The following is a 12,578-nucleotide window of genomic DNA, read 5'->3' as shown; positions in this document are numbered from 1 at the left end:
GACTCCCCTGTCGCAAACGCGACAGACGGATACCGCCGTCCAATCTCGGGACACATCCCCGACATGGACACTTGGTTCGAGAGAAGACGAGGGACAGGCTGAACCGGGTTGATCTGTGATCGGATTGACGAGGTAATCCAGTGCACTACGCTGCTGCCATGATCCGGTCGTTCAAACACCAGGGACTGTCCAGGTGCTTCACCGATGACGATCACCGCGGCATCAACCCCAAACATGCCGCCCGCATCCGTCGCCTGCTGGGCCGCATGGACGCCGCAGCCCAAGCGGAAGACATGAACCTTCCAGGATTCGGGGTTCATGGACTCGCCCATAACCGGGCCGGCGGGTATGCCGTGACGGTTTCCGGAAACTGGCGGATCACCTTCCGTTTCGAGGACGGCCACGCATTCGATGTGAACCTTGGGGACGACCACCGATGAAAAGCTTACGCCACGGCCAGCGCAGACCCACCCACCCCGGAGAGCTGGCTGACCATGCAGCAGGCCGTGGACCTGTGGGAAGTGAATCAGCACCCGGAGCGGTACGCAGGGATCAATCCCGTGGCCGCGTGATATCAGGAATCACCGCGCCTAACCCGGCCAGGCGAAGCCAATTTTCTCGCATCGGTGGCGCGATTTCCTTCTTGCAAAGGTGCCGAGCGAGACAGTATACGCCCCCCGAATGCCCCCTCGACCACGCAGCCGAACTACTCGGGGTTGCGCGCTTAAGAACCCCTTGCGCGTGCCGGAAACAGGCGCATCGCATTGGTGTACGTCATTCCTCGAAGCACCCGCGCCATGGGTATTCAGGCATCCGAAACCTCGACCGAAGTCGACCCGCTGCCTTTTTGTAACAGAGCGACGGAAAACGTCAGGAATTCTTGAGCGATGCTTACAAGCAGAAGCCGCGTTGGGCCGGCTGAACGCCCGCGGAAACTCAGTTCGACTCCTTGAAGTCGTAGACCACGGCTTTTTCCACCAGCGGTTTGAGGGACTCCTCGATCACTTTGCGATGCTCGGGATGCGCCAGGTAGTCCCGTAGCGCCTGGTCGTTTTCGAACGTAGCCACTACCCCCACGTCGTAGGAACCGTCGACCACGGCTCTATCCCCGGCCAAGACCGTTCCCACCTGATAGCGGAGAACCATGGGCAATTTGCCAAGACGCCGGCTGTTTTCGATGTACTGCTGCCGAGCGGCCGGGTTGCCATGGTCCTTCAGCCACACGATGACCACGTGCTGGACCCGCCCGCCGTCCGCCGGAATGACATCCGCCGAACCCACCGTGGGAAACACACAGCCGAGCAGCACCGCCCCCGAAATGCAAATTTGCTTGAACATCGTCTAATCCCTCGTTGTGTTGAAAAACCCGACACCCCCACTTCAATGCGCCAGCTTGAGGGTCACCACGCCTGCCACGATCAGCGCCGCCCCCAGGTACCGTCCCAAGCTGGCCGCATCGCCGAAAAACCATACGCCGGCGAAAAAGGTACCGGCCGCGCCGATGCCGGTCCATACGGCGTAAGCCGTGCCCATGGAAATCTCCCGCTGCGCCAGCCACAGGAAAAGGCCGCTCAGCGCCATGCACAGCACGGCCAGCACCAGGCCCGGCAGCCGTGCGCCTTCGGTTTGCGACAGTTTGAAACCGAGCGGCCAGCCGATTTCCAGGCAGCCGGCCAGGATCAGATATGCCCAGCTCATGCCCTCAGCGGCTCAGCTTCCAGACGAGTACCCCAAGTGCGATACCAGCCCCCAGCAGCCGGAGCACATCTCCCGCGACGCCGTTTTCGGCGGCGGCCTCCTGTGCCGGCTCATGGCCCCGCCCCCATAGCGAACGGACCGCATCGGCAGGCGAAAGCCCCACCAGCGCGAATAGCCCTTCCACATCGCCCGCCTCGATGTCGACGGCGATGAGGCCCAGAGCCGCCGCCAGTTCGGCAAAAAACGTGAGCGACTCCAGCGCCCTCGAATGATAGTGGAGAGTGATGCTGCCGGTCGCCGGATTGACCGCGGCATGATGGATTCCCTCCACTTTGGAGAGTCGCGCGGCGAGCCGCTCTGCCTCCTCCGGCCGTCCCTTCAGGCGTTCGGACTTCAACCGGATGCGGCCCGGTACGGCATGCGTCACGTGCAATCCGTGCCGGGGGGAACCGTGATGGCTCTTGGCCTGGCCGTTCGTCATGGCAACCTCGCACCCCAATGAATCATGAATGGCAGCCGGTGGAAACGACCCGGTCGCCCGGCTGCGCCGATTCCAGCCGGCGCACCAGTGCGGTCGCATCCGCGCTCCCCTCTTCCGGCGCCCAGGCGGCAAAATCCTTGTCGGCGATCGGCGAATAGGGTCCCGGCTTGACCTCGAACATGACGGTTCCGGGCAGCCGGCTGACCACCGTGTGCCAGGACCCCGCCGGAATTTCGACGGCGCAGTCACCTCCGTCCGCCCGCAGATCGACCCTTTCGACGACGCGGCCATGATCGTCGAAACGCAATACCGAAAACGCACCGCGCACCACGACCATCAGCTCCCAGCCATCAGGGCGGGAATGGCGGTGTGGCCGCGCGTAGGTGCCGGGCTCCATGGCGTTGAACAAGCGCTGGACAGGGTCCTCCAATACCGGATGAACGTTGAGGTTCTTGCGCAAGCGGGCCGAACGCGCGGCTTCTTCACTCAGCCCGGTCAGCATTCCGGCGGTGAAAAGCTTCATGTCGACAAGTGACGGCATGGAGAAATCCTGATGTCAAACCTGGCTCCCAGCGTATCCCGCCCGTATGAATCGCGCAATCTTGCCGGCCCGGAACTGATAAAATCCGCCGTAAGCCCCTCGGACCGACACCCCATCCGGCCGCCATGAACGCACCCGAAGCCGCCCCTGCAGAATTCGACCCGGTGTCGGCGCTCTCCTCCCTTGCCGGCGAGGCCGACTGGGTCGGTTTACGCTTCGTCGAAGAAGTCAGCCAGCACCGTGCCGTCCGCAACGGCCGGCCCGACCGGAACCAGGTACATGTCAGCCGGGGCGCGATGGTCGAAGCCGTGATGGACGGCAATCTGGCCTACGCGGCGACTCCCGACCTGTCGCATACCGGCTTGCGCGAAGCGGCGAGCCGCGCCGCCCGACTGGCCCGCGCGAGTGCCCGCCATGCCGTGGCCGTTTTTTCCCCCCGCCTGCGCCCCGCCGTGTACGGCACTGTCACCGGCCCCTGCGAGCGGCGCTTCGACGCCCTCTCCCTGGGTGAACTGACGGCCAATCTGATCGCCGCCTGCGCCCGGCTGCGGGTGTCCGGCAACATCGTCGAGACGTCGGCCGAAATCACCCTGACCGAGCATTCGAGCCGATACGTCACCTCGAGCGGTGCCGACGTCGCTCAGCGCTTCCATCTGGTCAGCCAGAACTTCATGGCGACTGCCCAGGACGGTCCGGAAATCCAGCGGCGCTCCCTGAACGGCCCAGTTGCCCGGTGCCTGCAGGGCGGGCTCGAAACGCTCGACTTCGACCGCATCTACGGGGAATGCGAACGGGCCGGTCGGGAGGCCTTGGAACTGCTGACTGCGGAAGATTGTCCGAGCGACACGCGCGATCTGCTGCTGGCGCCGGACCAGATGCTGCTGCAGATCCACGAATCGGTCGGCCATCCCCTGGAACTGGACCGCATTCTCGGCGACGAGCGCAACTACGCGGGTTGGAGCTTCGTCAAACCGGAGGATTTCGGCCGGCTGCAATACGGATCGCCCCTGATGAACGTCAGCTCCGATCCCACCCTCCCAGGCGAATTCGCCTCCTACGGCTTCGACGACGGCGGCAACCGCGCCGAACGCGAATATTTGATCCAGGGCGGCCTGCTGCTCCGCGGGCTCGGCAGCTTGGAAAGCCAGGCGCGGCTCGGCCTTCCCGGCGTCGCCAATTTCCGTTCGGCGGGCTGGAACCGGGCGCCGATCGACCGCATGGCCAACCTCAACCTCGAACCCGGCGACAGCACCCTGGACGAAATGATCGCCTCGGTCGAGCGCGGCATCTACATGAGCGCCAACCGCTCCTGGTCGATCGACGACTACCGGCGAAAGTTCCAGTTCGGGTGCGAATACGCGCGCCTGATCAAGGACGGGCGACTGAGCCGCGTGGTCCGGAATCCCAACTACCGGGGCGTCAGCATCCCCTTCTGGCATTCGCTGAAAAAGGTCGGTAACCGGGACACCCTTGGTGTTTTCGGCACCCCGTTCTGCGGGAAGGGCGAACCCAACCAGATGATCCGGGTCGGCCACGCTTCGCCGCATTGCCTGTTTTCCGGCGTGGAAGTCTTCGGGGGCGGCCGGTGAGCTTTGCGCAGGAAGCCCATCGCCTCCTGGAACGGCTGAGCGACGACGCCTTCGCCGCGCTCCGCCCGGGGGAAACGGCAAGCTTGAGCCTGTCGGGAGAAGACCAGACCTATCTTCGCTTCAATGCGGGCAAGGTCAGGCAGGCGACCGGCGTCCGCCAATTGCGGCTGGAGCTGGATTTTCGGGCTCGAGACCGGAGTGCGAAACTCACGACGGACCTGTCCGGCCGGGCGGACCGGGATCTCTGCGACCTCCGCGCGCTGCTGGCGCGGGCCCGCTCGGAAGCCGCATCCCTGCCGCCCGACCCTTTCGCATCACCGCTGGAAAATCACGGCCAGAGCGAGGAGTGGCACGAGGCCGCACTGCCCGACCCGGCGGTGGTCGTCGAACAAATCGCCCTCACGACCGTCGGCACTGATTTCGCCGGGCTGTTCGCCGCCGGCCCGCAGGTTCGTGCCGTACGGAATTCGACGGGGCAGCGCCACTGGTTTGGGACTTCCGGCTTTTTCCTCGACTATTCCCTGTTCACCGTGAATTCGGCGGGCGAAAACAAGGCGGTCAAAGGCTTGCTGTGCGGCACGGACTGGAGCGCCGCCGATTTTGCCGTCGCCATCGAAGCGGACCGCCAACGGCTCGACCGACTACGGATGCCTTCCAGGACGCTGCCGCCGGGCGAATACCGCGCCTATCTCGCCCCTGCCGCCGTCGCCCATATCGTCGACCTGCTGTCCTGGGGCGCGGTCAGCTACGGCGCCTGGAAGAAGGGAGGATCGGCCCTGCGACGCTGGATCGAGGGGGAAGTACCCTTGTCCGACCAGTTCAGCCTGAGGGAAAACTTCGCGCTCGGGCTCGGCCCGAGGTTCAACGGCCTCGGGGAAGTCGCCCCCGAGCAACTGCCCATCGCCGAACGCGGCGCCCTGAAGAATCTCTTGATCGGGGCACGCTCGGCCCGGGAGTACGGCGTGGCCTCCAACGGCGCCGAATCCGGTCTGTGGTCGGAAGAGCAGCTGCGCTCGCCGGAAATACTGCCCGGCGATCTGCCCGAACGAGACGTGCTGAAACGGCTGGATTCGGGCCTTTACATCGGCAACCTGCATTACCTCAATTGGAGCGACCTGCAGAGCGCCCGGGTGACCGGCATGACCCGCTACGCCTGTTTCCTTATCGAGCACGGCGAGATCGTCGCCCCCATCCACGACCTGCGTTTCGACGACAGCCTTTTCCGCATCTTCGGTGCGGAACTCGAGGCACTGAGCGACGAAGCCCGGCTGTTCCGCTCCACCGATACCTACGAACAGCGCTCGCTGGGCGGCTGCAAGGTGCCCGGCATCCTGCTGTCCCGCTTCAGGCTGACCCTCTAACCCGACTCCGTCCCACGACAAACCCCATGTTGAAAAAGCACCCTACCTTCCCCGGCATCCAAGGCCCGGTCGTCACCATCGTCATGGATGGCTTCGGCTACAGCCCCAAAACCGCCGGCAACGCCATCGCCCAAGCCTACACCCCCACCCTGGACCGGCTGCTGGCGACCCACCCGCATACCTTCCTCAAGGCGCACGGCAAGGCCGTGGGCATGCCCAGCGACGAGGACATGGGCAATTCCGAGGTCGGCCACAATGCGCTGGGTTCCGGCCAGGTCTACCAACAGGGCGCCGCCCTGGTCGCGGAAGCGATCGCCTCCGGCGCGCTGTTCGAGGGTACGGCATGGCGGGAAGTCGTCGCCAACGCCAGGGAACACGGATCGACCCTGCATTTCATCGGCCTGTTCTCCGACGGCAACGTCCATTCCCACATCGACCACCTCAAGGCGATGATCGCGCGGGCCAAAGCCGAAGGCCAACGGCGGGTACGCGTCCATATCCTGCTGGACGGCCGGGACGTACCCGAAACCTCCGCGCTGGACTATGTCGGGCCGTTCGAAGCCTTCCTTGCGGAACTCCGGAACGAAGCATTCGATGTCCGCATCGCCAGCGGCGGCGGACGCATGAACATCACCATGGACCGCTACGAAGCCGACTGGGGCATGGTCGAACGCGGCTGGCGCACCCATGTGCTGGGCGAGGCACGCCATTTCGAATCGGCGGCGCAGGCCATCGAGACCCTGCGTGCGGAGCATCCCGGCGTCATCGACCAGGACCTGCCACCCTTCATCGTCGCCCACGACGGCGAACCCGTCGGACGGATATTGGACAAGGACAGCGTGATCTTCTTCAACTTCCGCGGCGACCGGGCGATCGAAATCAGCCGAGCCTTCGAAGAAGAGGAATTCGCGCCCTTCGACCGCGTGCGCCATCCCGGCGTGACCTACGCCGGCATGCTCCAGTACGACGGCGACCTCGGCATCCCCCGGCGCTATCTGGTGTCGCCCCCGGCCATCCGTGGCACGATGGGCGAATATCTGGCGGCGGAAGGCATCACCCAACTCGCGATCTCCGAAACCCAGAAATACGGGCACGTCACCTATTTCTGGAACGGCAATCGCAGCGGCAGGTTCGACGAGTCGCTGGAAACCTACGTCGAAATTCCTTCCGACAGGGTGCCGTTCGAACAGCGCCCCTGGATGAAATCGGCCGAAATCACCGACGAGCTGATCCGCCAGCTCAAGACCGGCAAGCACCGCACCGCGCGCGTCAACTACGCCAACGGCGACATGGTCGGGCACACCGGTAACTACCAAGCGACGATCATCGCCGTCGAAGCCGTGGATCTGGCGCTGGCTCGGCTGCTGCCGGTGATCGATGCCCTCGACGGCGTGGCCCTGATCACTGCCGACCACGGCAACGCCGACGAAATGTACGAACTGGACAAGAAAACCGGCGAGCCCCAGCGAAGCCAGAGCGGCGCTCCCAAGGCCAAGACTTCGCACACGCTCAACCCCGTGCCATTCATCTATTACGACAGCCGCCGCCGAGCGATCGTCAATAATCCGGGCGAGGCCGGCTTGAGTGCCGTGGCAGCCACCACGGTGAACCTGCTGGGATACGAGGCGCCGGACATGTGGGACCGGGGGCTGCTGGAGTTCAGATGAAATACTCAGCGTCGGTCAGAGGCAGGGGCTACCGTTTTCCCGACCTGCGAAGCCTCTTGGCCGTGGCCTCGCCACTGCGCTCCGCCGACGAACTGGCGGGTCTGGCGGCGGCCAGCAAAGAGGAGCGGGCCGTGGCCCAGCGCATCCTCGCCGACGTGCCGTTGCGGCGGTTCCTGGAGGAACCGTTGATTCCGCCGGAACGGGACGAGGTCTCACGGCTGATCCTGGAACAGCACGATGCTTCAGCGTTCTCGCCGGTCGCATCGCTCTGCGTCGGCGAATTCCGCGAATGGCTGCTGGCGGAATCTGGCGACTTGAACGCCCTGGCCCGGGGCCTGACGCCGGAAATGGTGGCGGCGACCAGCAAGATCATGCGCAACCAGGATCTGATCGCGGTCGCCCGCCGTTGCAGCGTCACGACCCGATTCCGGAATTCCATCGGCTTGCCGGGCCGGCTCTCCACCCGCCTGCAGCCCAACCATCCGACCGACGATCCCACGGGCATCGCCGCCAGCACCCTGGATGGCCTGCTTTACGGCAGCGGCGATGCCGTGATCGGCATCAATCCCGCCACCGATAATCTGGAAAACGTCCACGCCCTGCTGAGCCTGCTCGACGAATTGCGCATCCGTTACGAGATCCCCACCCAGTCATGCGTCCTGTCCCATGTGACGACCACCATGGAGTTGATCCGGCGTGGCTCACCGGTCGATCTGGTATTCCAGTCGATCGCCGGCACCGAGGCGGCGAACCGCAGCTTCGGCGTCGACCTCGCCATGCTTCGCGAAGCCCGGCAGATGGCGCTCGAACTGAAACGAGGCACCCTGGGCGACAACCTCATGTATTTCGAAACCGGCCAGGGCAGTGCCCTGTCCCCCGGCGCTCACCACGGTCTCGACGCCCAGACCTGCGAGGCCCGCGCCTACGCCGTCGCCCGGGAATTTTCGCCGCTGCTGGTGAATACCGTGGTCGGCTTCATCGGCCCGGAATATCTCTACGACGGCAAGCAGATCATCCGCGCCGGCCTGGAAGACCATTTCTGCGGCAAACTGCTAGGTTTGCCGATGGGCTGCGACGTCTGCTACACCAATCACGCCGAAGCCGACCAGAACGACATGGACAACCTGCTCACCCTGCTCGGCATCGCCGGTTGCACCTACGTCATGGGGATCCCCGGCGCCGACGACATCATGCTCGCCTACCAGAGCACCTCGTTCCACGACGCACTGTATTTGCGGCGGGTGCTCGGACTTCGGCCCGCCCCGGAGTTCGAAGCCTGGCTGGAACGCATGGGTATTTTCGACGGACGGAACGCGCTGTCCGGACGGCGCTCCGCCACTCCTTTGCTGAGCGCCTTCGGCCGCTTCACCGGGAGCGCGTCATGAACGACCGCTGGAGCGAACTGCGTACGCTCACGCAGGCGCGCATCGCACTGGGGCACGCCGGACATGCCTTACCGACCGCGGCACTGTTGGATTTTCAGCTCGCCCATGCCTCCGCGCGCGACGCGGTGCACAAGCCGTGGGACGTCGAAGCCTTCGCCGAAGGAGTCCGTGCGCTTGGATTACGGCCGCTACTGCTGGCGACCCCCGTCGCGGACCGTGCCGAATACCTCAAACGGCCCGACCTGGGCCAGATGCTCGACAGGGAGTCCGAACGGAAACTTCGGTGTCCGCCGCCCGAAGCCATGGACATTGCGCTGGTCGTCACCAACGGATTGTCTTCGACGGCACTCGACCGGCACGGACTTCCGCTGGTCCAGGCAATTGCCAGCGCCTGCTGCGAAAATGACCTGCGCCTGGGACCGGTTTGCCTCGTCGCCAACGGCCGTGTCGCCGTGTCGGATCCGGTCGGAGCAGGCTTGCATGCCCAGGTCGCCGTAATCGTTATCGGCGAACGTCCCGGCCTCAGCGCCGATGACAGCTTAGGACTCTACTTCACCTACGCTCCCCGTCCCGGCAGGTCCAACGCCGAGCGCAACTACATTTCCAACGTCCGACCGCCCGCAGGTCTGGGTTACCACGAGGCGGCGTCCAAACTTGTTTACCTGACCCGCGAATCGTTCCGGCTTGGTCTTTCCGGCGTCGCCCTGAAGGACGAGACACAGTTCCGCGCAATTACCGCTGGGCGTTGACACTTTGGCTAGCCGATCATGAACGCCATGGATCTGCGGTTTCAGATCGGGTTAATTATCGCCTTGATCGGTTTGGGAACGATCAACTGGTTTGTTATCGGTACGCGAACGCCCTAGAACAAGGGCAGCCGCGACAGCGGCGGGCAACAAAAAACCCCGAGTCTCGGTCGAGGAGATCGGGGTTGATTGTTGTTGTTGAATTAAGAGCCTGGCAGTTCCCTACTTTCGCACAGGTATCTGCACTATCATCGGCGCTAAGCGGTTTCACTTCCGAGGTCGGGATGGGATCGGGTGGTTCCCGCTCGCTCTGGCCGCCAGGCAAAACTGGTGATCGAGCTCGAGCTCTTGAGGAATTTGGTCAACGTACACGGTGTTCGCGGTCTGTCTGGCACACACCCAAACGTCTTGGGTGTTATATGGTCAAGCCTCACGGGCAATTAGTATCGGTTAGCTTCATGCATTACTGCACTTCCACACCCGACCTATCAACCTGGTGGTCTTCCAGGGCCCTTCAGGGGACTCGCGGTCCCAGGGAGATCTCATCTTGGGAGGGGCTTCCCGCTTAGATGCTTTCAGCGGTTATCCTGTCCGAACATAGCTACCCGGCAATGCTTCTGGCGAAACAACCGGAACACCAGCGGTTCGTTCACTCCGGTCCTCTCGTACTAGGAGCAACTTCCCTCAAATCTCCAACGCCCACGGCAGATAGGGACCGAACTGTCTCACGACGTTCTAAACCCAGCTCGCGTACCACTTTAAATGGCGAACAGCCATACCCTTGGGACCGGCTACAGCCCCAGGATGTGATGAGCCGACATCGAGGTGCCAAACACCGCCGTCGATATGAACTCTTGGGCGGTATCAGCCTGTTATCCCCGGAGTACCTTTTATCCGTTGAGCGATGGCCCTTCCATACAGAACCACCGGATCACTAGGACCTACTTTCGTACCTGCTCGACTTGTTCGTCTCGCAGTCAAGCGCGCTTTTGCCCTTACACTCTGTGCGTGATTTCCGACCACGCTGAGCGCACCTTCGTGCTCCTCCGTTACGCTTTGGGAGGAGACCGCCCCAGTCAAACTACCCACCATGCACGGTCCCCGATCCGGATTACGGACCTGGGTTAGAACTCCAAATTCACCAGGGTGGTATTTCAAGGTCGGCTCCACCCGAACTGGCGTCCGAGTTTCTCAGCCTCCCACCTATCCTACACAAGTCAATTCAAAGTCCAGTGCAAAGCTATAGTAAAGGTTCACGGGGTCTTTCCGTCTAGCCGCGGGTACACTGCATCTTCACAGCAAGTTCAATTTCACTGAGTCTCGGGTGGAGACAGTGTGGCCATCGTTACGCCATTCGTGCAGGTCGGAACTTACCCGACAAGGAATTTCGCTACCTTAGGACCGTTATAGTTACGGCCGCCGTTTACCGGGGCTTCGATCAAGAGCTTCGCTTGCGCTGACCCCATCAATTAACCTTCCGGCACCGGGCAGGCGTCACACCCTATACGTCGACTTTCGTCTTTGCAGAGTGCTGTGTTTTTAATAAACAGTCGCAGCCACCGTTTCACTGCAACCCCCTTCGGCTCCGTGAGCAAGTCACTTCACCTACCAGGGGCGTACCTTCTCCCGAAGTTACGGTACCATTTTGCCTAGTTCCTTCACCCGAGTTCTCTCAAGCGCCTGAGAATTTTCATCCTGCCCACCTGTGTCGGTTTTGGTACGGCCGCCTGCAACCTGAAGCTTAGAGGTTTTTCTTGGAAGCTTGGCATCAATCACTTCGGCTGAAGTCGCCTTCAGCACCGTCATCACGCCTCAGAATTGATCCCCCGGATTTGCCTAAGGGACCTTCCTACACGCTTAAACCGGGACGTCCAACACCCGGCTGACCTAGCCTTCTCCGTCACCCCATCGCAGTTGCAGCCGGTACCGGAATATTAACCGGTTTTCCATCGACTACGCCTTTCGGCCTCGCCTTAGGTGCCGACTAACCCTGCGCCGATTAGCGTTGCGCAGGAAACCTTGGGCTTTCGGCGAACGGGTTTTTCACCCGTTTTGTCGTTACTTATGTCAGCATTCGCACTTCCGATACCTCCAGCCAACTTCTCAGTTGACCTTCGCAGGCCTACGGAACGCTCCTCTACCACTCACCCCTAAGGATGAATCCGCAGCTTCGGTACATGGCTTAGCCCCGTTGAATCTTCCGCGCAGGCCGACTCGACCAGTGAGCTATTACGCTTTCTTTAAAGGATGGCTGCTTCTAAGCCAACCTCCTGGCTGTCTCTGCCTTCCCACATCGTTTTCCACTGAGCCATGATTTGGGGACCTTAGCTGGCGGTCTGGGCTCTTTCCCTTTTCACGACGGACCTTATCACCCGCCGTGTGTCTCCCGTGATTGCACTTCTCGGTATTCGGAGTTTGCATCGGTTTGGTAAATCTAGACGACCCCCTAGCCGAAACAGTGCTCTACCCCCGAGAGTGAGACACGAGGCGCTACCTAAATAGCTTTCGAGGAGAACCAGCTATCTCCGAGCTTGTTTAGCCTTTCACTCCTATCCACAGCTCATCCGAATCTTTTTCAACAGATCCCGGTTCGGCCCTCCAGTAAGTTTTACCTCACCTTCAGCCTGGCCATGGATAGCTCGCCCGGTTTCGGGTCTATTCCCAGCGACTCATTCGCCCTATTCAGACTCGCTTTCGCTACGCCTCCCCTATTCGGTTAAGCTTGCCACTGAGAATAACTCGCTGACCCATTATACAAAAGGTACGCAGTCACCCCTTTCGAGGCTCCCACTGCTTGTACGCATACGGTTTCAGGTTCTATTTCACTCCGCTCACCGCGGTTCTTTTCGCCTTTCCCTCACGGTACTGGTTCACTATCGGTCGGTAAGGAGTATTTAGCCTTGGAGGATGGTCCCCCCATGTTCAGACAAGGTTTCACGTGCCTCGCCCTACTCGTCTTCACACCAGCGTTCCTTTCGTATACGGGACTATCACCCTCTATGGTGCGACTTTCCAGACGCTTCTACTAAAAACAATGATGCTTAAGGGCTGCTCCCCGTTCGCTCGCCACTACTAAGGGAATCTCGGTTGATTTCTTTTCCTCCAGGTAC

10 protein-coding genes and 2 rRNA genes (1 of these 12 running past the window's edge) are annotated in these 12,578 nt (G+C 62.1%); 6 read left to right on the top strand and 6 right to left on the bottom strand.

Going from position 1 to position 12,578, the window contains the following annotated elements:
* The first annotated feature begins 140 nt into the window (after positions 1-140).
* Positions 141-440, top strand: coding sequence for a type II toxin-antitoxin system RelE/ParE family toxin (locus ABZN20_RS17925; protein WP_367026140.1), 300 nt, complete (start codon positions 141-143; stop codon positions 438-440).
* Between the two features lie 496 nt (positions 441-936).
* Here ABZN20_RS17925 and ABZN20_RS17920 read toward each other — a convergent pair whose 3' ends face one another.
* From ABZN20_RS17920 to ABZN20_RS17905, 4 genes are read right to left on the bottom strand one after another with little or no spacing between them, the layout of a single operon-like run.
* The gene (locus ABZN20_RS17920; protein ID WP_255556279.1) at positions 937-1,338 is read right to left on the bottom strand and encodes a Dabb family protein; all 402 of its coding nucleotides are present in this window, start codon (positions 1,336-1,338) and stop codon (positions 937-939) included.
* 42 nt (positions 1,339-1,380) lie between these two features.
* Positions 1,381-1,698 carry a DMT family transporter gene (locus ABZN20_RS17915; protein WP_218805776.1) on the bottom strand — a complete coding sequence of 106 codons (318 nt, stop codon included), beginning with the start codon at positions 1,696-1,698 and terminating at the stop codon, positions 1,381-1,383.
* 4 nt (positions 1,699-1,702) lie between these two features.
* Positions 1,703-2,179, bottom strand: coding sequence for an HMA2 domain-containing protein (locus ABZN20_RS17910; RefSeq protein ID WP_218805775.1), 477 nt, complete (start codon positions 2,177-2,179; stop codon positions 1,703-1,705).
* Between the two features lie 22 nt (positions 2,180-2,201).
* Complete coding sequence (locus ABZN20_RS17905) at positions 2,202-2,720, bottom strand: WbuC family cupin fold metalloprotein (RefSeq protein ID WP_367026138.1); 519 nt, start codon at positions 2,718-2,720, stop codon at positions 2,202-2,204.
* A gap of 125 nt (positions 2,721-2,845) precedes the next feature.
* Here ABZN20_RS17905 and ABZN20_RS17900 point away from each other — a divergent pair, with 125 nt between their 5' ends.
* The 5 genes from ABZN20_RS17900 to eutC are packed head-to-tail and all read left to right on the top strand — an operon-like array spanning position 2,846 to position 9,471.
* Positions 2,846-4,309 (top strand): TldD/PmbA family protein, encoded by a 1,464-nt coding sequence (locus ABZN20_RS17900; protein ID WP_367026137.1) that lies wholly within the window; start codon positions 2,846-2,848, stop codon positions 4,307-4,309.
* Complete coding sequence (locus ABZN20_RS17895; RefSeq protein WP_367026136.1) at positions 4,306-5,670, top strand: TldD/PmbA family protein; 1,365 nt, start codon at positions 4,306-4,308, stop codon at positions 5,668-5,670. The genes ABZN20_RS17900 and ABZN20_RS17895 overlap by 4 nt, the downstream gene beginning before the upstream one ends.
* A 26-nt stretch (positions 5,671-5,696) precedes the next feature.
* Positions 5,697-7,337 (top strand): 2,3-bisphosphoglycerate-independent phosphoglycerate mutase, encoded by a 1,641-nt coding sequence (gene gpmI / locus ABZN20_RS17890; protein WP_367026135.1) that lies wholly within the window; start codon positions 5,697-5,699, stop codon positions 7,335-7,337.
* Positions 7,334-8,722, top strand: coding sequence for an ethanolamine ammonia-lyase subunit EutB (locus ABZN20_RS17885; protein ID WP_367026134.1), 1,389 nt, complete (start codon positions 7,334-7,336; stop codon positions 8,720-8,722). Before gpmI ends, ABZN20_RS17885 begins: the two co-directional genes overlap by 4 nt.
* Entirely contained in the window at positions 8,719-9,471 is a 753-nt protein-coding gene (gene eutC / locus ABZN20_RS17880; RefSeq protein WP_367026133.1) for an ethanolamine ammonia-lyase subunit EutC, read from the top strand. The genes ABZN20_RS17885 and eutC overlap by 4 nt, the downstream gene beginning before the upstream one ends.
* Before the next feature lie 206 nt (positions 9,472-9,677).
* Here the strand turns inward: eutC and rrf are convergent.
* Together rrf and ABZN20_RS17870 are read right to left on the bottom strand one after the other, a co-directional pair.
* Positions 9,678-9,790: ribosomal RNA gene (rrf, locus tag ABZN20_RS17875) — 5S ribosomal RNA — on the bottom strand.
* 97 nt (positions 9,791-9,887) lie between these two features.
* Positions 9,888-12,578: ribosomal RNA gene (locus ABZN20_RS17870) — 23S ribosomal RNA — on the bottom strand; it runs 204 nt beyond the window's last position.

This window comes from Methylococcus sp. ANG, from assembly GCF_040730495.1.
GTDB lineage: Bacteria > Pseudomonadota > Gammaproteobacteria > Methylococcales > Methylococcaceae > Methylococcus.
The sequence above is the reverse complement of the archived record's forward strand: the minus strand, read 5'-3'. Positions and strand labels throughout refer to the sequence as shown.

What these genes read in the sequence shown, in the direction of transcription:
- ABZN20_RS17920 (WP_255556279.1), bottom strand. Translation starts at nt 1,338, where the DNA reads ATGTTCAAGCAAATTTGCATTTCGGGGGCGGTGCTGCTCGGCTGTGTG.
- ABZN20_RS17915 (WP_218805776.1), bottom strand. Translation starts at nt 1,698, where the DNA reads ATGAGCTGGGCATATCTGATCCTGGCCGGCTGCCTGGAAATCGGCTGG.
- ABZN20_RS17910 (WP_218805775.1), bottom strand. Translation starts at nt 2,179, where the DNA reads ATGACGAACGGCCAGGCCAAGAGCCATCACGGTTCCCCCCGGCACGGA.
- ABZN20_RS17905 (WP_367026138.1), bottom strand. Translation starts at nt 2,720, where the DNA reads ATGCCGTCACTTGTCGACATGAAGCTTTTCACCGCCGGAATGCTGACC.
- ABZN20_RS17900 (WP_367026137.1), top strand. Translation starts at nt 2,846, where the DNA reads ATGAACGCACCCGAAGCCGCCCCTGCAGAATTCGACCCGGTGTCGGCG.
- gpmI (WP_367026135.1), top strand. Translation starts at nt 5,697, where the DNA reads ATGTTGAAAAAGCACCCTACCTTCCCCGGCATCCAAGGCCCGGTCGTC.
- ABZN20_RS17885 (WP_367026134.1), top strand. Translation starts at nt 7,334, where the DNA reads ATGAAATACTCAGCGTCGGTCAGAGGCAGGGGCTACCGTTTTCCCGAC.
- eutC (WP_367026133.1), top strand. Translation starts at nt 8,719, where the DNA reads ATGAACGACCGCTGGAGCGAACTGCGTACGCTCACGCAGGCGCGCATC.